Here is a 21,351-nt window from a genome sequence, read left to right on the forward strand (position 1 = left end):
GCTGCTCGACGGGTGGCGCATCCGCTGACCGCCTGACATAATTACTTGCTGAACGGTCGTTCACTAAATCAGCGGTGACAGAGACGTCAGGAGCCGGCATGCCCGAGGCCTACCTCGTGGGAGGAGCGCGTACCGCGGTCGGACGATACGGCGGCGTGCTCGCCGGTGTCCGGCCGGATGATCTGGCGTCGCTCGTGGTCGGCGAGGCCGTCCGTCGCGCGGGTCTGGTCGAGAACGCGGACGTGATCGACGAGGTCATCCTCGGGGCGGCGAATCAGGCTGGCGAGGACAATCGCAACGTTGCCCGCATGGCCGTGCTGCTTGCGGGCCTTCCCGATACGGTTCCCGGAGTGACCGTCAATCGTCTCTGCGCCTCCGGAATGTCGGCCATCACGCTCGCGGCACAGGCCATCCGCTGCGGAGACGCCGATCTCATCGTCGCGGGCGGCGTCGAGTCGATGACCCGGGCGCCGTGGGTGCAGGCCAAGCCCGAGAAGGCCTTCGCGAAGCCGGGCGACCAGTTCGACACGTCGATCGGCTGGCGGTTCACCAACCCACGCCTCGCCGCTCGCGACAATGCCACGTTCTCCATGCCCGAGACGGCAGAGGAAGTGGCCCGCGTCGATGGCATTACGCGCGCCGAGGCCGACGCGTTCGCCCTGCGCAGCCAGCAGCGCGCCGTGGCCGCCATCGCCGCTGGTCGATTCGAGGACGAGATCGTCGCCGTGCCGACCTCGCGCGGCGAGGTTCTCATCGACGAGGGTCCACGCCCCGACACCTCTGCCGCCGCCCTCGCCGCCCTGCGACCGGTTGTCGCGGGTGGTTCCGTCGTCACCGCGGGCAACTCCAGTTCGCTCAACGACGGCGCATCCGCCATCGTCGTCGCGAGCGCGGAGGCCGTCGAGCGCTACGGGCTCATCCCGCGCGCGCGCATCGTCGGAGGCGCAGCGGCAGCACTCGCGCCCGAGGTCATGGGGCTGGGTCCCGTCCCCGCCACCACCAAACTCCTCGCCCGCACAGGATTAGGCGTCTCCGACATCGGCACGGTCGAGCTCAACGAGGCCTTCGCCACGCAGTCCATCGCGTGCATCCGCCGGCTCGGGCTCGACGAGCAGATCGTCAACGCCGACGGCGGTGCCATCGCGCTCGGGCATCCGCTCGGTTCGAGTGGATCACGCCTCGTCGTGACGCTCCTCGGCCGCATGGAGCGGGAAGGATCGCGCTATGGCCTCGCGACCATGTGCGTCGGCGTCGGCCAGGGCACCGCTCTGATCGTGGAGAGGATCGCGTGATCGACTCAGCCCCCGTCCTCATCGAGGAGCATGATGACCGGGTCGTCGCCCGACTGAATCGGCCATCCGTTCGCAACGCGATCGATCAAGCCACGATCGACGCCCTGCACACGCTGTGCGCCGATCTCGAACGCCATCCGCGCGTGCTCATCATCACCGGGTGCGACGGCGTGTTCGCCTCGGGCGCCGACATCGCCCAGATGCGCGAACGCCATGCGAAGGAGGCGCGTGAGGGCATCAATGCCCATGCCTTCATCCGCATACGGGCGCTCGAGTTGCCCGTCATCGCCGCGGTCGACGGATGGGCGCTCGGCGGCGGTGCCGAACTCGCCTATGCCGCGGACATCAGGGTGGGGTCCACGCGCCTGCGTATAGGCAATCCCGAGACCTCGCTCGGCATCATCGCGGCGGCAGGAGCGACGTGGCGCCTGCGGGAGATCGTCGGCGAGGCCCGAGCGAGCGAACTCCTCCTGACGGGCCGCACGGTCGACGCCGACGAGGCGCTGCGCATCGGCCTGGTCTCGTCGATCCACGAGCCGGACGAGCTCGTGTCTGCCGCCCACGCCGTTGCCGACCGCATCGCGGCGAACGACCGTGCCGCCACCGTCGCCATGAAGAAGGCCATCGCGGCGCCACCGAACCAGCATCCCGCGATCGACCTCGAGCTGCAGGCCGTGCTCTTCGAGAGCCCCGAGAAGGAGCGACGGATGACCGAGTTCCTCGAACGGCGACGCCCGTGAGCGCGCCGGCGCACATCGGCGTGCTCGGCGGCGGACGGATGGGAGCCGGCATCGCCCACGCCTTCCTGCTCGCGGGCAGCTCGGTGCGCGTCGTGGAACGCGATCAGGACTCGGTGAACGCCGCCGGCGAGCGCATCCGAGCCTCACTCGAGCAGAGCATCCAGCGAGGCTCGACCACAGAGCCGCTGACGGACCTGACGCACCGGCTGTCGCTCGCGACGCGGGTCGAGGACTTCGCCGACGCCGCGCTCGTGGTCGAGGCGGTTCCGGAGGAGCTTGCCCTCAAGCGCGATGCCCTGCGCCGGGTCGAAGCCGTTCTCCCCGCCGGGGCGGCGCTCGCGAGCAACACGTCCTCGATGTCGATCGACGCCCTCGCCGACGAACTCGCGCGGCCCGGCCGCTTTCTCGGACTGCACTTCTTCAACCCGGTGCCGGCCTCTCAGTTGGTCGAGATCGTGCTCGGCACGTCGACGGATGCCGCTCTCGCCGCCGACGCGATCGGCTGGGTCGAGGCGATCGGCAAGACGCCCGTCACCGTGCACGACGCCCCCGGCTTCGCCTCGTCGCGGCTCGGCGTCGCCCTCGGACTCGAGGCCATCCGCATGCTCGAAGAGGGTGTCGCCTCCGCCGAGGACATCGACGCCGCCATGACGCTCGGCTACAGGCATCCGGTCGGCCCTTTGCGATTGACCGACCTCGTCGGGCTCGACGTGCGACTCGGCATCGCCGAGTACCTGCACGTGCGGCTCGGCCCGCGCTTCGAACCTCCCCCCCTGCTGCGACGCCTCGTCGCCGAGGGCAGCCTCGGCCGCAAGAGCGGTCAGGGCTTCTACACGTGGGCCGACGAGTGACTTCCCTTCCGACCTCTCAGGAGTGCAGATGACCGAGATACTGCCCAGCTACGTTGGCGGCGAATGGTGGACACCCGCGACGGATGCCGATGCCACCGAGGTGCGCGACGCATCGACCGGCGAGGTCGTCACCCGGGTATCCACGGACGGCCTCGACCTGGCGGCGGCGCTGCAGCACGGTCGCACCGCGGGGCAGGCGAGCCTCGGCGAGCTGACCTTCCACCAGCGCGCCGTGCTGCTCAAGCAGTTCGCCCTCGCCCTGACCGAGCGCAAGGACGAGCTCTACGCGACCTCAGCCCGCACCGGTGCGACCCGGCAGGATTCCTGGGTCGACATCGACGGTGGCATCGGCGTGCTGTTCAGCTACTCCTCGAAGGGCCGTCGCGAGTTGCCCAACGCGAAGGTGTTCGTCGACGGCGGGGTGGAGCGGCTGTCCAAGGACGGTTCATTCCTCGGCCGGCACATCTACTCCCGGCTTCCTGGAGTGGCCGTGCAGATCAACGCATTCAACTTTCCGGTGTGGGGTTCGCTGGAGAAGTTCGCGCCCGCCTTCCTCGCCGGTGTGCCCTCGCTCGTGAAGCCGGCGACGCCGACCGGCTACCTCGCGGAGGCGTTCGTGCGCATCCTGGTCGAATCGGGCCTCCTGCCCGACGGCGCACTCCAGCTGGTCTCCGGCAGCGTGCCCACGCTGTTCGACGAGCTGCTGCTCGGGGACCTGGTCGCGTTCACGGGCTCTGCCTCCACCGCAGAGCGGCTGCGCGCGCACGCTTCGGTTCAGACGGGCGGGGTGCGGTTCACCAACGAGACCGACTCCATCAACGCGTCGATCCTCGGTACGGATGCCGTTTCGGGCACCCCGGAGTTCGACTCCTACGTCAAGCAGCTCGTCACGGAGATGACCACGAAGGCGGGCCAGAAGTGCACGGCCATCCGCCGCGCGATCGTGCCCACCGCATCCGTCGACGACGTCATCGATGCGGTGCGCGCTCGCATCGAGCAGCGCACCGTGCTGGGCGACCCGCGGGCGGAGGGGGTCACGATGGGCCCGCTGGCCTCGCTGGCACAGCGCGACGAGGTGCTGCGGCAGGTCGCGCGGCTCGAGGAATCCGGCGGTCGGGTGGTGATCGGCTCGACGGAGACGCCCGACGTCACTCGTGCGGACGGCACCGTGGGCGCCGCCGATGACGGGGCATTCGTCGCGCCGTTGCTGCTGCGCTTCGATGACGCCGAGGACGCCGGCGTGCATTCGATCGAGGCGTTCGGACCGGTCTCGTCGATCATCGGCTACGGATCGCTGGATGAGGCTGCTGCACTGGTCGCGCGCGGCGGCGGCTCACTCGTGACCAGCGTGGCCACCCACGACCCCGGGGTGGCCGTGGAGCTCTCGAGCCGAATCGCCGCGTTCAACGGCCGGGTGCTCTTTCTCGACCGTGACGACGCCCGAAGTTCGACCGGGCACGGATCGCCGCTGCCCCAGCTCGTGCACGGCGGACCGGGCCGCGCCGGAGGCGGAGAGGAGCTGGGCGGCATCCGGGCCGTGCTTCACCACATGCAGCGCACCGCCATCCAGGGCTCACCCGAGATGCTCACCGCCATCAGCGGCATCTGGCACGCCGGTGCCGCATCGAAGGCAGGCGGCCGGCATCCGTTCCGCAAGAGCCTGGCCGAGTTGCGCATCGGCGACCAGGTTGCGTCCGCGTCGCGCGAGGTGAGCCTCGACGACATCGAAACGTTCGCCGCCTTCACCGGTGACACCTTCTACGCCCACATGGACGAGCAGGCGGCCGCCGCGAACCCGTTCTTCCCGGGACGCGTAGCGCACGGGTACCTCCTGGTTTCGTGGGCCGCCGGGCTCTTCGTCGACCCAGAACCCGGCCCCGTGCTCGCGAACTCGGGGCTGGAGAATCTGCGCTTCGTCACCCCGGTCTCGGCGGGCGACTCCATCAGGGTCGAGCTGACCGCGAAGCAGATCACCCCGCGGGAGACGGATGACTACGGCGAGGTGCGCTGGGATGCAGTGCTGCGCAATCAGCGCGATGAGCTGGTCGCGACCTACGACGTGCTCACGCTGGTGGCTAAGGAGCCGGCGGCGGGCTGACTCGGGGCGCCGACGTTCTCAGGCCGTCGAGCGCGACCGCGATCACGTCGTCAGCGAGCCGGTCGGCGTCCTCCGGGCCGCCGGGTCGGTACCACTCCACGATCGAGTTGATCATGCCGAAGAGGAGCCTCTCGACGACGCGCGCATCGATGTCGCTGCGCAGGGAGCCCTCCTCGCGCGCCTCCGTGAGCAGCGCGGTGACCTCGCGGTCGAACGTCCGGCGGCGGGCGAGCGCGCGCCGCTCGACGTCGGTGTTTCCGCGCACCCGCAGGAGGAGCGTCACCGACGGCAGGTCCTCGACGAGCACGTGCACTGCGCCGCGCAGCACCCGGTCGAGTCGATCGGCGGCGCTGAGCGCTGCGGCCTGCTCACCGGGTGCGGCATCCGCTTCGGCGAGAACACCCTCGAGCGAGGTCAGGGCACGGTCGAGCGCCATCTCCAATAGCGCCTCCTTCGAGGCGAAGTGATGGTAGATCGCAGACTTCGAGATGCCGAGCCGGTCGGCGAGCACAGCGACCGACGTCGCGTCGTAGCCGTACTCGTTGAAGGCGGCGACGGCGACGTCGAGGACCGCGGCCTGGTCGTATCCTGGGCGGCCTCGGCGGGGTTCGGCGAGTTCTGGCATCGGCGCCCAGTCTTCCACGTCAGGGCACTCACGGCGTCAGCGCGCGGCGAGCACGAACGGCAGCACCGCCGCGGCGCCGGCGCGACGAAGCTCTCGCGCGGCCACCGTGACCGTCCAGCGGGAGTCGACGAGGTCGTCGACGAGCAGCACGGGCCCCGACGGTATGTCGAGGGCGGCCGCGCTCAGTCGGCCCCAGACTCCGGCGAGACGGTAGGCGCTGTTGCCCCCGGGCTGCCCGGTCGGGCCGCTCTCGACGAGAGCCAGTTCACCCACGAGCGGCAGTCTGCCGATCCGGGCGATGCCCCGAGCGAGCGAGCGCACGAGCAGCGGGCGCACACGTGAGGGCATCGCGACCACCGCGACCGGTCGCTGCTCCCAGCCCCACTCGGCGAGCACGCGGGTGCACGCCGCGAGCACGGCCTCGGGCACTGCGGCATCAGGAGCGCCGACGGCGAACAGCTCGCGCAGGGGTCCGCCCCAACCGAGATCGGTGAGCCGCGCTAGGGCGCGTCCCGCCTCCGGGCGCTCGTCGACGGGGATGCGACCCTTCACCGGCACACCCAGTCGGTCTGCGCCCGTGGGCCATTGTGCGCGCGGCTCGATCACCACGCCCACCCGGTCGAGGGAGGCGGACGCCGCTGCGGTAGCGCGCTCGCCGACGCCGAGCGGGTACCAGACGCCTGCGCAGTTGTCGCAGCGGCCGCAGGGCGCGGCGGTGTCGTCGTCGAGAGCACGTTGCAGGAACGCCATCCGGCACGCCGTCGTGGATTCGTAGTCGAGCATGTGCGCGGCTTCCGCCGCCCGGGCGGCGGCGATCCGCCCGTAGCGGTCGGCGTCGTAGCTCCACGGCTCGCCGGTGGCGACCCACCCACCGCGCTCCCGGCGCACGGCACCGTCGACGTCGAGCACCTTCAGGAGCAGCTCGAGGGGGCTGCGTCGGATGTCGACCCGCGCCTCGAGCGCCTGGGTCGACGTCGGCGTGGCCGACAGGGCGGCGATCACGCGCTCGGCGCGATCCTGATCGGGCATCGATGCCGTGGCGAAGTAGTGCCAGATGTCAGGATCCTCGATGCCCGGCAGCAGCAGCACATCGGCGTTATCGGTCGCGCGTCCCGCCCTGCCGACCTGCTGGTAGTACGCGACAGGCGAGGAGGGGGCGCCGAGGTGAAGCACGAACCCGAGGTCGGGCTTGTCGAAGCCCATGCCGAGCGCACTGGTCGCCACGAGCGCCTTCACCTGATTGCGCTTCAGCAGCGCCTCCGATTCGGCCCGCTCGTCGGGGTCGGTCTGACCGGTATACGCGCGCACGTCGTGCCCGTGCTCACGCAGGAACCGCGCGCTGTCCTCCGCCGCACTCACCGTGAGCGTGTAGATGATGCCCGAGCCTGGCAGGTCGTCGAGGTGGCCGAGCAGCCAGGCCAGCCGGGCGGTGGGCGACGGCAGACGCAGAACGCCGAGCCGGAGCGATGCACGCGCGAGCGGCCCGCGGATGGTGAGCACCTCCGCACTCGCGGCATCCGTCGCCCCGAGTTGCTCCGCGACATCCTCCACGACGCGTTCGTTCGCGGTCGCCGTGGTCGCGAGCACGGGCACGCCCGCCGGCATCCGTGCGATCAACTCTCGCAGTCGCCGGTAGTCGGGGCGGAAGTCGTGGCCCCAGTCGCTGATGCAGTGGGCCTCATCGATCACGAGCAGGCCGATGCGCCGAACCAGATCGGGGAGCTGCTCGTCGCGGAACGCCGGGTTGTTCAGCCGCTCCGGCGAGAGCAGCAGAACGTCGACCTCGTCGCGATCCAGGCGTGCCATCACGTCGGACCACTCGTGCGCGTTGGTGGAGTTGATCGCGACCGCCCGCACGCCCGCGCGCTCGGCCGCGGCGATCTGGTCGCGCATGAGTGCCAGAAGCGGCGACACCAGCACGGTGGGTCCGGCGCCGCGCGCACGCAACACGAGAGTGGCGACGAAGTACACCGCGGACTTGCCCCAGCCCGTGCGCTGCACCACGAGGGCCCGGCGCCGGTCCTCGACGAGGGCGTCGATCGCCTCGTACTGGCCATCGTGGAAGTCCGCGTCGTCGCGGCCGACGAGTTCGCGGAGGGCCAGGAGTGCGTCGTCGCGAACGGATGCCGTCATTCAGCCAGTCTGGCGCGGATCCGGTTGTTGCGCGGATCGTGGGTGAGTTCGGCGAGCTCGAGCTCCTCGAGCAGGGGCGGCAGGTACCTGCCGAATCGACCGCGGTAGCCCTTGCGCAGGCCGTACCAGCCCGACCGGGTGCCGCCGCCTCCGGCGGGTGGTGTCAGTGACCCTGCACTTTGGGAACCGCATCCACCATGACGCCCGAGAGCAACGCCGGCTTGTCGCTGCGGTTGCTCCAGGCGTGATTCGTACCTCGGATCACCACCGTGTCGCCGGGCGTCATGAGCACTTCATCCACATCGGTCACCAGGTAGATCTCCCCGATGACGCAGGTGATCACGTCGAGGGTATTGGTGCGGTGCATGCTCGGGTGCCGCTTGAGGTCTTCTTCGCTCGGCATCACGGTCTGCTTGATCTCGGTGCTGAGCTTGGTCAGCTGCGCGATGTGCTCTGCCGTGTCCTTGGTGTCGGGTGGAATCTCGAGGTTGCGGAACAGCATCCCACCGGGCATCGGCTCGCGCGTCGTGATCATGAGGGACCGGTCGCCGTCGATGGTGTTGTCCGCCGGAGTCTCTTCGGTGCCCCACACGGTGCACCGCCAGAAGAAGCCCGGGTTTTCCTGGACGTTCGTCTGTTCGGCGTCCAGGACAGCGCTGCGGCCCTCTTCGTCCGGTCCGACGACGTATCTCTTCCAACGCGACATGCACCTGCTCCTTTGCTGATGGACTCAACTCCACTCTAAGCGACACTCACCAAGTGAACAAGACACTTGTAGTCTAACCTCCCTAGCAAGAGCGGAAGCGCAGGGCCGCCGTACACTACAAGTCACCTTGTGTTGAATGGTCGGCGCTGCCGACACTCCGAGAAAGGGCCACATGGTCACGGACTTCACTACCGGTGGGTTCCGCCGAGAACGCACCAATGCGGCCGATCAAGTGCTCGCCGACCTTCGCGGGAAGATCCTCTCGGGAGATCTCGAGAAGGGCTCGCGTCTTCCATCCGAGCGTGAGTTGGCGATCTACTACGCGCTGAGCGGTCCGACGATCCGGGAGGCCGTGCGGGCCCTGAGCGCCATGAGCCTGGTGGAGGTGCGGCACGGCTCTGGAACATACGTCGTTGCCGAGTCGAGCGCGCTCATGCACTCGGCCATGACGGCCGTGGTCGAACTCGAGGGCATCGACCTGGTCTCGATCCTCGACCTGTCGGAAACCCTCTACCAGCAGGTGGTGGCACTCGCCGTCGCCGTCGCCACCGATGAGGAGCTGGCGGACTTCCGCGAGAAGACAGAGGCCGTGCAGCGCGCCAGCGACGGAGCGACCTTGCCGGAGCCGCTGCGCGCGTACCTCCTCGCGCTCGTTGCGCTCTCGCACAACGGCCTGCTCGAAGCGATGTCCGGCTATCTGATCGAAACCCAGATCGCCATCGTGCGGACCTCGACGAGCAGGGAACCCGACCTCGCCCGCAGGGTCGCCGGAACTCTGCAGGGCGAGCGGGCCTCGATCGCCGACGCTCTCCAGTCCCGCGACGGCGACGCGGCACGAGCTGCCGTCGTCGTCTACATGGCGCGCGCTCGCGACGTCGTGCGCAAGAACAAACTCGCCCGAGAGGACCTCGCCCCTCATCGGTGAGATGATGATCTTGCTTCGATTCACCAAGACACCTTGACACTTCGCATCCGGCTTTCTAGAGTGAAGCACCATGCCGACCATCACCGGGCTGCACCATGTGGCGATCCTCGTGCCCGATCTCGACCAGGCGACGGCCTGGTATGAGCGAGTGCTCGGCGCCAAGCGACTGAGCGCTGTCGATCACCGGGATGCCACTGGCGTCTTCGCCGTGATCCTCGAGGTACGGGGGATGCCCGGCGTTCTGCAGCTGCGCCGTACCGATGCGCCCCTCCCCGAGGGTTACGACCCGCTGACACTCGAGGTCGCCGACGACGCCGCTCTCACCGAGTGGACCAGCCACCTCGACGAGCTCGACATCGATCACACCGGCGTGCTGGCGAAGCGAACGGGAAACGCCGTCGAGGTCTCGGCGCCCGGCGGCGGCACGCTGCGTTTCTACACGGCGCCGGTAGGCGGGTACTCGGGCATGACCAGCAAGGTCTAGCCGCTCTTCCCTCAGCGGCTGAAGAAACCGCTCGGGGGGGCTGCAGGGCGTGTGTACGCCGGCGAGCCGGCGACCGCGGCGTTCGCCGCGCCCACGGCATCCTCCACCACCTTGCGGAACGACATCACGTCGATGCCCAGGCAGAACACACCGATGTCATCCTCGAGGGCCTTCGCGCAACTCTCCGCGGTCGGGCCGAGGATGGGTCCGCCGAGCAGCACCACGTCGTTCTCCCTGGCCGCCGCCTTGACTCGCTGGTGGGCGGCGAGGATCTTGTCGTTGCCGTGGATGTCGGCGTTGGCGTTCTCACCGAGCGCGAAAGAGAGTTCGCCCGCGGCGAAGACGACGATCTTGACCTCGGGAATCGCGCAGATCTCCTCGACGTGCTCCAGGCCGTCAACGGTCTCGATCATGGGAATGAGGAGCAGGCTGGCATCGCTTGCTTCGGCATAGTCGGTGAAGGTGCTGATCGCATAGCCCGCCGCTCGGTAGGCGGGGCAGATTCCGCGTCGCCCGTTCGGCGGATATCGCAGGGCGTCGAGCAGGTTCTCGATGTCGCCGGCAGAGCGCACCATCGGAACCACGATGCCCTCAGCGCCGGCTTCGAGGGCCCGTCTCGCGGACGTGGTGTCGTCGGGCTCGGGGATGCGCACGATGGTCGAGAGCCCTGCTCCGTCTGCGACGCGGATGGAGTCCTCCAACGCGCGGGGATTGATGCCCGAGTGCTCGCTGTCAATCCAGACGTAGTCCATGCCCGCAGAACCCATGACCTCGATGAGGGTGTGGTCGCCGGTGAAGCACTGCATCCCGACCGGGACCTGCCGATCGTCGATCATGTCCATCAACCGCTGCGTGATGCGATACACAGGTCTTCCTCCTTGGGGGTCAGGCGAGCAGCATCCAGATGAGGGCCGCCAGATTGAACAGCGCGGTCGCCGCCGGTCCGAAGGTCTTCAGCCTGTCCTTGATGGTGACGCCGATCACGGCATCGATCGCCTGCACGATGACCATGGCGACGGCGATCGCCGCCACGAACGCCACGGAGCCGACGAACAGGGCGACGACGACGGCGACGGCGAGGGCCGCGCTGCGCGCTGCCGCGTAGCGGGATGCCGTCAGGACGTCGCCCGAGGCGCCGCGCAATGCCGCGAGCGAGTAGCCCAGACTTACGAACGCACTCACGAGGGTGATCAGGGCGCAGACCCAGTACGCGGCTGTCATGGTCGTCCTTTCCGATGAGGGATGTGTCGATGCTGCGAGGCGAGGTTCACGGCATCCGCATCAGTCGGCGGTCAGCTGCGCACGCAGTCCGAACATATCGGCGTTCGCCCAGTGCTCGACGTAACGGCCGTCCTGGAGGCGGATGATGTCGATGACCGTGAACTGCACGCGCTTCCCGGTCGCCGCCAGGCCCAGGAAGGGGCCTCCATGCGTGGCGCGGTAGGACTTGCGGGTGATCACGGTGTCGCCGTCGGCGAACTGGTCGTCGATGCTCACCTGGAGATCGGGGAACGCCTTCCTCAGCACCTGGGTGAACCAGAAGAACGAGGCATCCTTCGTGCTCTGGTCGGCCGGTACCGAACGATTGATGAACTCCGGTGCGATCGTCTCGGCGAACACCGATTCGTCGCCTCCTTGGATGAACTCGCTATTGAACCGCACGACGGTCGCCTTGTTGCTCTCCTGCAGGGTCGGCATCAGATGGCCTCCGCTTCGATGGGGGTCGGGACGATCGGATTGATCGGCCGCCGACGCAGGACCGCTACGCCCATGACGGCCATGGCGATCGCCGCGATGAGCGAGACGACGCCGATCACGATGAAGATCGCAGACGTGGCGACGCTCGCGCCGATGAGGATACCGCCGAGTACCGGGCCGACGATCGCGCCCAGGCGGGCCACTCCTACGGCCGCGCCGACGCCGGTGGCGCGCAGGGTGTCGTCGTAGTAGGTCGCGGCGAGGCCCACAGCGCACAGTTGCGCCCCGATCGCGAAGAAGCCGGTGAGGAAGGTCGTGATAAGTAGGGCAGGTGCCGACGAACCGGTCTGGCCGATGAGCACGATGGTGATCGCGCCGAGCACGTAACCGCCGCTGATGACGAGGGCGGGATGCCGGCGCACGAATCGCCCGAGCACGATGCTGCCGAACACCGAGCCGAGATTCAACATCACGGCACCGAGAATCGCGCTGCGGGCATCGATGCCGTTCTGGCCGGCGATGATCGGAATCCAGTTGGTCAGGAAGTAGGTCATCAGCAGGCTCAGCAGCAGCACGATCCAGAGCATCACGGTGCCGAGTGCCCGGCCGCCGGTGAACAGCCGCACGAAGGGGGCGCGGGGTTCGGCAGCCTCGGGCACGATCCGCTCGGCGAGAGCGCCGTCCATCCCCATTCTGTGCAGCACCCGCACCAGCGGACCCTTGTCGGCCCTCACAGCGAGGAAGCGCACCGATTCCGGCACGGCGACGGCGACGAAGGGCAGGAGCAGGAGCGGCACGACTCCGCCGAACCAGAACACGCTGGTCCAGCCGAAAGCGGGAATGAGCACGGCGGATGCCAGTCCGCCGATGACCGCACCCACCGGGAAACCCGCGAACATCAGCGCGACGAGCGCTGCGCGTGAGCGCTGCGGCGCGTACTCGCCGGTGAGCGATATCACGCACGGCAACGCCCCGCCGAGCCCGAGACCGGTGAAGAAGCGCAGGGCGAGAAGCAGGCCGAGAGAACCGACGAAGGGCGTCAGCAGCGAGCCGACGGCGACGATCGCGAGCGAGATGATCAGCAGCGGCTTGCGTCCGACGCGGTCGCTCAGGATGCCCCCGACGATGGCGCCGATCAGGCCGCCGAACAAGCCGATGCCGAACACGGGTCCGAACGAGGCGAGCGGCGCGTTGAACTCAGCGGCGATGCCGGGTGCCGCCAGTGCTATCGACTGCGTGTCGAAACCGTCGATCATGGCCGCGATCGCGCACAACACGATGATGCCGATCTGGAAGCGGCCGATGCGTCGGCCCGCGAGCAGCGAGTCGAAGGTGAGCCCCTGAGTGGGCTCGGAGTGGTTGGTGCTCACGAAAACTCCTTCGTATTGTGAGGCCGAATGGGAAGTGCGGGTTACTCGCCCGGGTCCGCGCTGAGGTCGACGCTCTCGATGCCCGCGATCGCACAGGCCTCGTCAGCATCCGGTACGGATCCGCTCACGCCGACCGCACCGATCAGCTCGCCGTCGGCGTCGCGCACCAGCACGCCGCCCGGCACGGGCACGAGGTTGCCGTCTGCCAGTGCGGTGACGGCGGTGAAGAAGTGCGGGTGGCTCGCGGCACGAGCGACGAGCGCGCGCGACCCGAAGCCCATGTTGAGCGCACCGTGTGCTTTGCCGCGCGCTATGCGCTCCCGCAGCAGGCTCGAGCGGTCTTCGCGAGCGAAGGCGACGAGCTGCCCGCTCGCATCGAGCACGGCGACCGTCATCGGCGGCATCTGCTCAGTGCGGGCATGCTCCAATGCCGCTCCGACGATGTCCTGGGCGGTTGCGAGGGGCAACATGACAACTCCATCCGGGAACGCGACATCGCGTCCGGACATCACCCTAGTCACTTGGTGACCTGGGGTCAATCTGGCCCGATACTCCGCTGCGGGACCTGCTCAGCGCAGGTCGTACACCCGCTTGTACTTGCCCTCGCTGCGCGGCAGTGTGCCGGGTTCCTCGAGCTGCACCGCGACGGTCGAGCCGATCAGCACCTTGATGCGCTGCTGCAGCACCACGGATGCGGCCTCGCACGTCTCACGCGAAAGCTCGGGATGGCGCTCGATGCGCACCGTCATGGCATCCATCCGACCCTGCTTGCTCAGCTCCAGGATGAAGTGCGGGGTGAGGGTCTCGATGCCCAGCACGATCTCCTCGATCTGGGTCGGGAACAGGTTGACTCCACGGAGGATGATCATGTCGTCGTTACGGCCGGTGACCTTCTCCATCCGCCGCATTCCCGGCCGCGCCGTGCCCGGTAGCAGCCGGGTCAGGTCACGCGTGCGGTAGCGCAGCACCGGGAACGCCTCCTTGGTCAGAGAGGTGAACACCAACTCGCCCAGCTCGCCGTCGACCAACTGCTCCCCCGTCTCGGAGTCGATCACCTCGGGCAGGAAGTGGTCCTCCCAGATATGCGGGCCGTCCTTGGTCTCGACGCACTCGTTGCCGACGCCCGGGCCCATCACCTCGCTGAGACCGTAGATGTCGACGGCGTCGATGTTCATCCGCTGCTCGAGCTCGCGGCGCATCTCGTTGGTCCACGGCTCGGCGCCCAGCACGGCGACTCGCAGCGAGGTCGAGCGGGGGTCGATGCCGGCCGCCTCCATGGCATCCGCGATGGTCAACAGGTAGCTGGGGGTGCACAGGATGGCCTCGGGCTCGAAGTCGACGATCAGCTGCACCTGGCGCGCGGTCTGGCCGCCCGACATCGGGATCACCGTCGCACCGAGCTTCTCGATGCCGGCGTGCGCACCGAGGCCGCCGGTGAAGAGCCCGTAGCCGTAGGCATTGTGAACCTTCATGCCCGGGCGGATGCCGGAAGCCCGCAGCGAACGGGCCACGAGGCCGGCCCAGCGATCGAGGTCGCCCATGGTGTAGCCGACCACCGTCGGCCGGCCGGTCGTTCCCGAGGAGGCGTGGATGCGCGCCACCCGGTCCATGGGCACCGCGAACATGCCGAACGGGTAGGTCTCGCGCAGGTCGGCCTTCGTGGTGAACGGCAGCCGGCGCACGTCGTCGAGCGAGTGGATGTCGTCGGGCCCCACGCCCGCCTCGTCAAGTTTGCGCGTGTACAGGGGCACGTTGGCGTAGGCGTGGCGCACGGTCTGCTGCAGTCGCTCGAGCTGGAGTGCCTCGATCTCGGCACGGCTCATCAGCTCCTCGGGGTCGAGTGCGGCGATGGGCGTCTCGGCACGGGCGGTCGTCGGTGACATGGCTACTCCTGGGGTGTCGACAAAGGCGGGGTGCGCCGCGTGGTGATCGATCGGCCGCGGAACTCCGCCACCGGCTGGCCCGATTCGTCCGTCACGGTCACGTCGTAGAGACCGTTTCGCCCGCTCAGGACCCGTCGGCGCGCGGTGGCCGTGAGAGTCTGACCGGCCCGGGTCGATGCGAGGAAGGTGATGTCCGCTCCCGCGGCCACCGTCACCTGCTCGTCTTCATTGCAGGCGATCGCGAACGCGGTGTCGGCGAGGGCGAACACGAGGCCGCCGTGGGTGATCTCGAAGCCGTTGGTCATGTCCTGCCGCACGAGCATCGACACGACCGCTTCCCCCGGCTCGTCGCTCTCGACCACCATGCCGAGCGCAGCCGAGGCGCGATCGCGCTGCATCATGGCGCCTCGCCCGTTCCGGACGGTGGGGTTCGGCGGGGCTGCGGCATCCGTCATGCAGGGCTCCTCGTCGAGTCTGACCACCGACCGAGGGTTCCTCAGCCGCTCGAAGAACTATATACTAACTGAACGATCGTTTAGTAATGCGAACCACGAGGAGTCGACGATGACCACGCCCGCAGACCTCACAGCGGTGACCGAGCCCTCCCCTGACGAACGGCAGTTCGACGACCTCATCGCCGCCGACTCGCGCATCGAGCCGCGCGATTGGATGCCCGACGCCTATCGCAAGACCCTCGTGCGACAGATCAGCCAGCACGCGCACTCCGAGATCATCGGCATGCAGCCGGAAGCCAACTGGATCACCCGTGCGCCGAGTCTCAAGCGCAAGGCGATCCTCATGGCGAAGGTGCAGGACGAGGCTGGCCACGGCCTCTACCTCTACTCCGCGGCGCAGACGCTCGGCACCCCGCGAGACGAGATGACCGAGGCGCTCATCGCCGGCAAGGCGCGCTACTCGTCGATCTTCAACTACCCGACCCCGACGTGGGCCGACATGGGAGCGATCGGCTGGCTCGTCGACGGCGCCGCCATCTGCAACCAGGTGCCGCTTTGCCGAGCCTCGTACGGTCCGTACGGGCGCGCGATGGTGCGCATCTGCAAGGAGGAGTCGTTCCACCAGCGACAGGGCTTCGAGATCCTGCTCGAACTCATGCGGGGAACGGATGCCCAGCGCGCGATGGCGCAGGACGCCGTCGACCGGTGGTACTGGCCCGCGCTGCAGATGTTCGGCCCGCCCGACGACGCATCGCCCAACTCGGCTCAGTCGATGGCCTGGAACATCAAACGCTTCAGCAACGACGAGCTGCGTCAGCGGTTCGTCAGCATGCTCGTGCCGCAGGCGGAGGTGCTCGGCGTCACGCTGCCCGATCCGAAGCTGCGTCTGGACGAGGAGACCGGTCAGTACGAGATGAGCGAGATCGACTGGACGGAGTTCAACGAGGTGCTCGCCGGTCGTGGCCCGATGAACGCCCAGCGCCTGCAGCGTCGTCGCGACGCCCACGAGGACGGCGCCTGGGTGCGCGAGGCGGCCGCCGAGTACGCCCGCAAGCAGGCCGCCGCGCGCGAGGTCGCCGCGTGAGCGCGCCCGGCGCATCCGCCGAGCCCTGGCCGCTCTGGGAGGTCTTCGTGCGCGCCGGTCGCGGCCTCAGTCACGTGCACGTCGGTTCGCTGCACGCTCCCGACTCCGACATGGCTCTCCGCAACGCACGCGACCTCTACACCCGTCGCAACGAGGGCACGTCCATCTGGGTCGTGCCCGCAGAGGCGATCACGACGAGCGATCCGGATGCCAAGGGTGCGTTCTTCGAGAGTCCGGCTGGCAAGAACTACCGGCACGCCGTCTACTACACCGCGAGTGAAGGGGTGAAGCACCTGTGAGTGCTCCCGATGACGGTCAGCTGACGGGTCTCGATACGCCTGCTCGCTCGGCTCGCGGGCTACTCGACCAGCAGAGCGAGGATGCCGGTCGAGTAGCGCACGGCGAGGTGGCCGTGGACGAGCTCACCCTGAGCGACGAGCTCGCGGGAGCCGGCGGCGTGGCGACCACCGACGTGGCGGAGTACGCGCTCTGGCTGGGCGATGACGCGCTCATCCTCTCGCAGCAGCTCGGCTGGTGGATCAGTCGCGCCCCCGAGCTCGAGGAGGACGTCGCCCTCGGCAACATCGCCCTCGACCTCATCGGGCACGCGCGCTCGCTCCTGCATTACGCCGGCACGGCGAGCGGCCGCACCGAGGACGACCTGGCCTACTGGCGCACCGAACCCGAGTTCCGCAGCGCATGGCTGTTCGAGCAGCCCAACGGCGACTTCGGCCACACGATCGCGCGTCAGCTGGTCGCATCCGTCTACCTGTTCGAGCTCTACTCGCGCCTGCGCGCCTCGAGCGATGCGACCCTCGCCGCCATCGCCGAGAAGAGCCTCAAGGAGGTCGACTACCACCGCGACCACGCCGTGCAGTGGATCCTGCGGCTCGCGGGAGGCACGGACGAGTCGCGCCGCCGCATCACCGTCGCACTCGCCGACGTCTGGCCCTACGTCGACGAACTGTTCCGCGACGAGCCGCTCATCGACCGTCTCGAGGGTGTCGCTGTGCGCCCGTCGACCCTCAGGCCCGCGTTCGACGACGTCATCGTCGGCGTGCTCTCGGAGGCCGGCCTGCAGACGCCCGCCGGTTTCATCGCCTCCGGTGGCGGCCGCCGAGGATCGCACTTCACCACCATGGGCTACCTGCTCGCCGAGCTGCAGGTGCTCGCTCGGCAGCATCCGGGGGCGTCATGGTGACACTGACGGATGCCCCGGCTCTCAGCCGCGACGACGCTTGGCGGGTGGCTGCGACGATCGCCGACCCCGAGATCCCGGTGCTGACCATCGAGGACTTGGGCGTGCTGCGCGATGTCCGCGTCGACGGCGACCGCGTGCAGGTGACGATCACGCCGACCTACAGCGGCTGCCCGGCGATGGACGCCATCCGCGACGACGTGCGGGCTGCCCTGCATGATGTCGGTTTCGGCGACGTGCGCGTCGAGACCGTGCTCTCGCCCGCCTGGACCACCGACTGGATGAGCGACGCGGGCAAGGCGAAGCTCGTCGAGTACGGCATCGCCGCGCCGAACGGGCACGCCGCCGCGCGACCCACCGGCCCCATCCGCCTCCAACTGGCCGTCAAGTGCCCGCGGTGCTCGTCGCTCGACACCCGCGAGCTCGCGCGTTTCGGCTCGACCTCGTGCAAGGCGCTCTACGAGTGCCGGGCGTGCCTGGAGCCGTTCGACTACTTCAAGGTGCTCTGATGGCAGCCGTAAACGTCGGGACGCGACGGCGCGCCCGTTTCCACGAGCTCGCCGTCAGCGACATCCGCCGGCTCACCGCCGACAGCGTCGAGGTGACCTTCACGGTTCCGGATGCCCTCACCGGCGACTACGACTACCTCCCCGGACAGTACGTCGCCCTCCGCACCACTCTCGACGGCCGAGAGCTCCGTCGCAGCTACTCGCTCTGCCGTCCGCCCGCTGCGGGTTCGGTGAGCGTCGCCATCAAGCGCGATCTCGGCGGCCGCTTCAGCAGCTGGGCCAACGACGAGCTCGCCGTCGGAGACCGGTTGGACGTGATGAGCCCTGAGGGCACCTTCACGAGCGGCCTGACCGACCTGGACGCCAGGCACATCGTCGGCATCGCCGCCGGATCGGGCATCACCCCGCTCATGGCGGTCGCGCAGACCGTGCTGGCGGCATCCGACTCCGCGCGCTTCACGCTGGTGTACACCAACCGGTCGACCCTCGACGTCATGTTCCTCGACGAGCTCGCCGACCTGAAGGATCGCTACCCGGCTCGACTCGCCCTGCACCACGTGCTCTCCCGCGAGCAGCGCACCGCGCCCCTGCTGAGCGGACGGATCGACGAGGAGAAACTGCGACGGATGCTAGCAGTGCTCATCCCGCCGGCCACGGTCGACGAGTGGTTCCTCTGCGGCCCGTTCGAGCTGGTCCAGCTCTGCCGCGACGCCCTCGCCGACGTCGGAGTGCAGCCCGGGCACGTCCGCTATGAGCTCTTCACGACGGGCGAGAACGACCGACCGGAGGGCGATCACGGCCGGCCCGTCGTGGTGCGCCGAGGCGAGGATGTCTTCCGCATCGATTTCACGCTCGACGGGCAGTCGGCATCCGTCGAGTCCCCCGTGAGCGCGAACGAATCGATCCTCAACGCCGCCCTGCGCGTGCGGCCCGACGTGCCGTTCGCCTGCGCCGGCGGAGTGTGCGGCACCTGCCGGGCACGGCTCGTCGAGGGTCGCGTGCAAATGACCGAGAACTACGCGCTGGAACCCGACGAACTCGAGCGCGGCTACGTGCTGACCTGCCAGTCGCACCCGCAGACCGAGCGCGTGCTCGTGGACTACGACGTCTGATCCCCGCAGGAGGAACCCCCGATGATCGAACTCACCGTCAACGACGGCGTCGCTGAGATCACGCTCGACGCGCCCGAGAAGCTCAACGCGCTCGACCCGGCCGCGCTGGCCGAACTCGATGACGCCTACCAGCGCGCCGAGCACGCCGACGTACGCGCCCTCGTGCTGCGCGGCGAGGGGCGGGCGTTCTGCGCCGGGCGCGACATCTCGCACGTCGACCCGACGACGGATGACGTGCTCGGTTACCTGGGCCACCTCGTCACGCCGCTGCTGAAGCGGATGAGCCGGTTTCCGGCCCCGACGTTCGCCGTGGCGCACGGAGCCTGCCTCGGCGTCGGGCTCGGCCTGCTCATCGCCACCGACGTGGTCTACGTCGCCGAATCGGCCCGCATCGGCTCCCCGTTCGCCAAGCTCGGCGCCACCCTCGACTCCGGCGGTCACGCCCTGTTCTACGAACGCCTCGGAGCCCATCGCACCCTCGACCTCATCTACACCGGGCGGCTCATGAGCGGAGCGGAGGCGGTGGCATCCGGGCTGTTCTCGCGGGTCTTCCCCGACGGCGAGGTGACGAATACCGCGCGCGACGCCGCTCGAACCGCTGCAGCCGGGGCGACGCAGGCGTTCATCGAGAGCAAGCGGCTGATCGCGCAACTGCGCGACGAGCGGCTCGGGCTCTGGGCGTCGATGGACGCCGAGAACCGCGCCCAGGCCGCCCTCTGCCGATCAGCCGACTACCGCGAGGGGTTCGCCGCCTTCCAGGCGAAGCGCGACCCGGTCTTCACCGGACGCGGCTGAGACGCAGCCAGGCTGGCTATCCCGCGGGGGCGGGCTGGCAGACGGCGCCCTTCTGCATGGCCTCGACCATTTGATCGGCCGACCACGGGAACTGGAATGACGGGGCGGTCTTGCCCGAGGCCGCCGGCTCCTTCGAGACCACCGAGGCCAACTGGAGGGCGAGCGACTGCACGAACCCCTTGCCCGCTGTGGCGTTGTTGAGCATCACCACGACGGTCAGCCCGCTCTTGGGTTCCGTGAACGCCGCCGTCATGAAGCCGCCCATGTCGGCGCTGCCACCGCGCAGCGGACCGTACTGCGTCGCCCCGAAGCCGTACCCCTCCCACGTGGGTGCATCCGCTCCCAGGGGGATGGTCGTCCACGCCGTCTTGGTCGAGGACGCGTCGAGCACGGATCCGGTGGCGAGAGCCTGGGTCCAGGTCTTGAGGTCGTCGACGGTGGAGACCATTCCGCCGGCCGTCCACCCGAACGAGCTCGACATCGACGAGACGTCGTGCACCGCGTCGCACTGCACGGCGCCGTCGCCGCCACGGGGCGCGATGTAGCCGGATGCGTGTGGCCCGGGAATCCTGGTCGAGGACGGATCGGGCAATGACGTGGAGTCCAGCGCGAGTGGACCGACCACGTACTGCGCGTAGAGGTCGTTCCAGCTGCGGTGCGTGACCTCCTCGAGGGCGAGCCCGAGCAGCACGAAGCCGGTGTCGGATGCCGCGTAGGCCGCACCGGGAGCGCCGGTGGGCACGCCGCCCTGACCGGCGGCCAGCAGTTCGAGCGGGGGCCACATCCGCTCGGGGGTGTTGGCCACGTACGGCGCGAGCGCCGCGCCGTAGTCAGCAAGCCCTGAGGTTCCCTGGCAGAGTTCGCCGAGCGTGATGCCTCCCATTCCCGGAGCGGCTGGCAGCGCCTTGGACACCTTCTCGTCGAGGGTGACCTTGCCCTCCTCCACGAGCCTCAGCAGCACGGTGCACGTCATCCCCTGGGTGAGCTCGCCGATGCGGAACCGCATGTCCTCCGTCATCGGAGTCTTGCCGCCGATGGTCGTGGTGCCGGTCGCGGCGGTCCACTCCCCCGCCCACGGCGCCCACACGCCGGCCACCGCTCCCGATGATGCCGACAGCTTCATGGCCGTCTTCACCGCCTCGGAGAGCGCTCCCGTCGTGGCGGACGAGAAGCTTCCGTCCGTCTGAGCGGGCACGTTCACCCGCGCGCCCCCCGTGGCACTGCAGGCACTGAGTGCCAACGCAGCCGCTATCACCACCGCTGCCGCCCGGACCACCCGAACGGACCTCTTCCTCTCGGCCACGTAGACCCCCTCCGCCCCGATTCTCGGATTCTACCCGTGGGGACGGCCTCGGCCGGTAACGCCGATCATTACGGTCGGATGACGAACCCC

Annotated in this window: 24 protein-coding genes; 12 read left to right on the plus strand and 12 right to left on the minus strand. The window is 68.9% G+C overall.

Annotated elements, in window-relative coordinates:
- Positions 1-98 precede the first annotated feature (98 nt).
- Genes E6C70_RS10785 through paaZ form a run of 4 tightly spaced genes read left to right on the plus strand, consistent with a single transcriptional unit; the run spans position 99 to position 4,981 of the window.
- Positions 99-1,292 (plus strand): thiolase family protein, encoded by a 1,194-nt coding sequence (locus E6C70_RS10785; protein WP_136424555.1) that lies wholly within the window; start codon positions 99-101, stop codon positions 1,290-1,292.
- Positions 1,289-2,032: an enoyl-CoA hydratase/isomerase family protein gene (locus tag E6C70_RS17065; RefSeq protein WP_136424556.1), complete on the plus strand. Its 744-nt coding sequence runs from the start codon at positions 1,289-1,291 to the stop codon at positions 2,030-2,032. The genes E6C70_RS10785 and E6C70_RS17065 overlap by 4 nt, the downstream gene beginning before the upstream one ends.
- Positions 2,029-2,883, plus strand: a complete 855-nt coding sequence (locus E6C70_RS17070) for a 3-hydroxyacyl-CoA dehydrogenase family protein (protein ID WP_268895957.1) — start codon at positions 2,029-2,031, stop codon at positions 2,881-2,883. The genes E6C70_RS17065 and E6C70_RS17070 overlap by 4 nt, the downstream gene beginning before the upstream one ends.
- Positions 2,884-2,911: 28 nt before the next feature.
- The gene (gene paaZ, locus E6C70_RS10800) at positions 2,912-4,981 is read left to right on the plus strand and encodes a phenylacetic acid degradation bifunctional protein PaaZ (RefSeq protein ID WP_136424557.1); all 2,070 of its coding nucleotides are present in this window, start codon (positions 2,912-2,914) and stop codon (positions 4,979-4,981) included.
- On the opposite strand, the gene E6C70_RS10805 is transcribed toward paaZ, so the two are convergent.
- The 4 genes from E6C70_RS10805 to E6C70_RS10815 are packed head-to-tail and all read right to left on the minus strand — an operon-like array spanning position 4,959 to position 8,445.
- The gene (locus E6C70_RS10805; protein ID WP_136424558.1) at positions 4,959-5,606 is read right to left on the minus strand and encodes a TetR/AcrR family transcriptional regulator; all 648 of its coding nucleotides are present in this window, start codon (positions 5,604-5,606) and stop codon (positions 4,959-4,961) included. The two genes, paaZ and E6C70_RS10805, sit on opposite strands and share 23 nt — an antisense overlap.
- A gap of 36 nt (positions 5,607-5,642) precedes the next feature.
- Entirely contained in the window at positions 5,643-7,739 is a 2,097-nt protein-coding gene (locus tag E6C70_RS10810; protein WP_136424559.1) for a RecQ family ATP-dependent DNA helicase, read from the minus strand.
- Positions 7,736-7,981, minus strand: a complete 246-nt coding sequence (locus E6C70_RS17320) for a DUF6855 family protein (protein ID WP_407921035.1) — start codon at positions 7,979-7,981, stop codon at positions 7,736-7,738. Before E6C70_RS17320 ends, E6C70_RS10810 begins: the two co-directional genes overlap by 4 nt.
- Complete coding sequence (locus E6C70_RS10815) at positions 7,903-8,445, minus strand: cupin domain-containing protein (protein WP_136424560.1); 543 nt, start codon at positions 8,443-8,445, stop codon at positions 7,903-7,905. Before E6C70_RS10815 ends, E6C70_RS17320 begins: the two co-directional genes overlap by 79 nt.
- A 172-nt stretch (positions 8,446-8,617) precedes the next feature.
- Between E6C70_RS10815 and E6C70_RS10820 the strand changes: the two genes are divergently transcribed.
- The gene (locus E6C70_RS10820; RefSeq protein WP_168770927.1) at positions 8,618-9,370 is read left to right on the plus strand and encodes a FadR/GntR family transcriptional regulator; all 753 of its coding nucleotides are present in this window, start codon (positions 8,618-8,620) and stop codon (positions 9,368-9,370) included.
- A 70-nt stretch (positions 9,371-9,440) separates the two neighbouring features.
- Entirely contained in the window at positions 9,441-9,854 is a 414-nt protein-coding gene (locus tag E6C70_RS10825; RefSeq protein ID WP_136424562.1) for a VOC family protein, read from the plus strand.
- A gap of 11 nt (positions 9,855-9,865) precedes the next feature.
- On the opposite strand, the gene E6C70_RS10830 is transcribed toward E6C70_RS10825, so the two are convergent.
- The 7 genes from E6C70_RS10830 to paaI all read right to left on the minus strand — a co-directional run bounded on the left by E6C70_RS10830 (position 9,866) and on the right by paaI (position 15,260).
- On the minus strand, positions 9,866-10,720 hold the full coding sequence (locus E6C70_RS10830; RefSeq protein WP_136424563.1) for an HpcH/HpaI aldolase family protein: 855 nt from the start codon (positions 10,718-10,720) through the stop codon (positions 9,866-9,868).
- Positions 10,721-10,739: 19 nt separating this feature from the next.
- Complete coding sequence (locus tag E6C70_RS10835) at positions 10,740-11,075, minus strand: hypothetical protein (RefSeq protein WP_235833396.1); 336 nt, start codon at positions 11,073-11,075, stop codon at positions 10,740-10,742.
- Between the two features lie 60 nt (positions 11,076-11,135).
- Positions 11,136-11,552 carry an ester cyclase gene (locus E6C70_RS10840; RefSeq protein ID WP_136424564.1) on the minus strand — a complete coding sequence of 139 codons (417 nt, stop codon included), beginning with the start codon at positions 11,550-11,552 and terminating at the stop codon, positions 11,136-11,138.
- Entirely contained in the window at positions 11,552-12,922 is a 1,371-nt protein-coding gene (locus tag E6C70_RS10845) for an MFS transporter (protein WP_136424565.1), read from the minus strand. The genes E6C70_RS10840 and E6C70_RS10845 overlap by 1 nt, the downstream gene beginning before the upstream one ends.
- A 41-nt stretch (positions 12,923-12,963) precedes the next feature.
- Positions 12,964-13,392 (minus strand): GlcG/HbpS family heme-binding protein, encoded by a 429-nt coding sequence (locus tag E6C70_RS10850; protein WP_136424566.1) that lies wholly within the window; start codon positions 13,390-13,392, stop codon positions 12,964-12,966.
- Between the two features lie 99 nt (positions 13,393-13,491).
- Positions 13,492-14,805, minus strand: coding sequence for a phenylacetate--CoA ligase PaaK (paaK, locus tag E6C70_RS10855; RefSeq protein WP_136424567.1), 1,314 nt, complete (start codon positions 14,803-14,805; stop codon positions 13,492-13,494).
- A gap of 2 nt (positions 14,806-14,807) precedes the next feature.
- Positions 14,808-15,260: a hydroxyphenylacetyl-CoA thioesterase PaaI gene (paaI, locus tag E6C70_RS10860; protein ID WP_136424568.1), complete on the minus strand. Its 453-nt coding sequence runs from the start codon at positions 15,258-15,260 to the stop codon at positions 14,808-14,810.
- A gap of 109 nt (positions 15,261-15,369) precedes the next feature.
- Between paaI and paaA the strand changes: the two genes are divergently transcribed.
- The 6 genes from paaA (at position 15,370) to E6C70_RS10890 (ending at position 19,958) form a co-directional block, all read left to right on the plus strand.
- On the plus strand, positions 15,370-16,344 hold the full coding sequence (gene paaA / locus E6C70_RS10865; RefSeq protein WP_136424569.1) for a 1,2-phenylacetyl-CoA epoxidase subunit PaaA: 975 nt from the start codon (positions 15,370-15,372) through the stop codon (positions 16,342-16,344).
- On the plus strand, positions 16,341-16,643 hold the full coding sequence (paaB, locus tag E6C70_RS10870; RefSeq protein WP_136424570.1) for a 1,2-phenylacetyl-CoA epoxidase subunit PaaB: 303 nt from the start codon (positions 16,341-16,343) through the stop codon (positions 16,641-16,643). The genes paaA and paaB overlap by 4 nt, the downstream gene beginning before the upstream one ends.
- 107 nt (positions 16,644-16,750) lie before the next feature.
- Positions 16,751-17,545: a 1,2-phenylacetyl-CoA epoxidase subunit PaaC gene (paaC, locus tag E6C70_RS10875; protein ID WP_407921036.1), complete on the plus strand. Its 795-nt coding sequence runs from the start codon at positions 16,751-16,753 to the stop codon at positions 17,543-17,545.
- Positions 17,539-18,051 carry a 1,2-phenylacetyl-CoA epoxidase subunit PaaD gene (paaD, locus tag E6C70_RS10880; RefSeq protein WP_136424572.1) on the plus strand — a complete coding sequence of 171 codons (513 nt, stop codon included), beginning with the start codon at positions 17,539-17,541 and terminating at the stop codon, positions 18,049-18,051. Before paaC ends, paaD begins: the two co-directional genes overlap by 7 nt.
- Entirely contained in the window at positions 18,051-19,163 is a 1,113-nt protein-coding gene (gene paaE / locus E6C70_RS10885) for a 1,2-phenylacetyl-CoA epoxidase subunit PaaE (RefSeq protein ID WP_136424573.1), read from the plus strand. Before paaD ends, paaE begins: the two co-directional genes overlap by 1 nt.
- A gap of 21 nt (positions 19,164-19,184) precedes the next feature.
- Positions 19,185-19,958, plus strand: a complete 774-nt coding sequence (locus E6C70_RS10890) for an enoyl-CoA hydratase/isomerase family protein (RefSeq protein ID WP_136424574.1) — start codon at positions 19,185-19,187, stop codon at positions 19,956-19,958.
- 16 nt (positions 19,959-19,974) lie between these two features.
- Here E6C70_RS10890 and E6C70_RS10895 read toward each other — a convergent pair whose 3' ends face one another.
- Positions 19,975-21,261 carry a serine hydrolase domain-containing protein gene (locus E6C70_RS10895; protein ID WP_235833397.1) on the minus strand — a complete coding sequence of 429 codons (1,287 nt, stop codon included), beginning with the start codon at positions 21,259-21,261 and terminating at the stop codon, positions 19,975-19,977.
- Between the last annotated feature and the right edge of the window lie 90 nt (positions 21,262-21,351).

It is taken from the genome of Orlajensenia flava (genome assembly GCF_004801905.1).
GTDB classification, from domain to species: domain Bacteria; phylum Actinomycetota; class Actinomycetes; order Actinomycetales; family Microbacteriaceae; genus Orlajensenia; species Orlajensenia flava.

Excerpts from the sequence above, each read along its gene's own strand:
- E6C70_RS10785 (WP_136424555.1), top strand. The coding sequence starts at position 99 with ATGCCCGAGGCCTACCTCGTGGGAGGAGCGCGTACCGCGGTCGGACGA.
- paaZ (WP_136424557.1), top strand. The coding sequence starts at position 2,912 with ATGACCGAGATACTGCCCAGCTACGTTGGCGGCGAATGGTGGACACCC.
- E6C70_RS10805 (WP_136424558.1), bottom strand. The coding sequence starts at position 5,606 with ATGCCAGAACTCGCCGAACCCCGCCGAGGCCGCCCAGGATACGACCAG.
- E6C70_RS10810 (WP_136424559.1), bottom strand. The coding sequence starts at position 7,739 with ATGACGGCATCCGTTCGCGACGACGCACTCCTGGCCCTCCGCGAACTC.
- E6C70_RS10815 (WP_136424560.1), bottom strand. The coding sequence starts at position 8,445 with ATGTCGCGTTGGAAGAGATACGTCGTCGGACCGGACGAAGAGGGCCGC.
- E6C70_RS10820 (WP_168770927.1), top strand. The coding sequence starts at position 8,618 with ATGGTCACGGACTTCACTACCGGTGGGTTCCGCCGAGAACGCACCAAT.
- E6C70_RS10825 (WP_136424562.1), top strand. The coding sequence starts at position 9,441 with ATGCCGACCATCACCGGGCTGCACCATGTGGCGATCCTCGTGCCCGAT.
- E6C70_RS10835 (WP_235833396.1), bottom strand. The coding sequence starts at position 11,075 with ATGACAGCCGCGTACTGGGTCTGCGCCCTGATCACCCTCGTGAGTGCG.
- E6C70_RS10840 (WP_136424564.1), bottom strand. The coding sequence starts at position 11,552 with ATGCCGACCCTGCAGGAGAGCAACAAGGCGACCGTCGTGCGGTTCAAT.
- E6C70_RS10850 (WP_136424566.1), bottom strand. The coding sequence starts at position 13,392 with ATGTTGCCCCTCGCAACCGCCCAGGACATCGTCGGAGCGGCATTGGAG.
- paaK (WP_136424567.1), bottom strand. The coding sequence starts at position 14,805 with ATGTCACCGACGACCGCCCGTGCCGAGACGCCCATCGCCGCACTCGAC.
- paaI (WP_136424568.1), bottom strand. The coding sequence starts at position 15,260 with ATGACGGATGCCGCAGCCCCGCCGAACCCCACCGTCCGGAACGGGCGA.
- paaA (WP_136424569.1), top strand. The coding sequence starts at position 15,370 with ATGACCACGCCCGCAGACCTCACAGCGGTGACCGAGCCCTCCCCTGAC.
- paaD (WP_136424572.1), top strand. The coding sequence starts at position 17,539 with ATGGTGACACTGACGGATGCCCCGGCTCTCAGCCGCGACGACGCTTGG.
- paaE (WP_136424573.1), top strand. The coding sequence starts at position 18,051 with ATGGCAGCCGTAAACGTCGGGACGCGACGGCGCGCCCGTTTCCACGAG.
- E6C70_RS10890 (WP_136424574.1), top strand. The coding sequence starts at position 19,185 with ATGATCGAACTCACCGTCAACGACGGCGTCGCTGAGATCACGCTCGAC.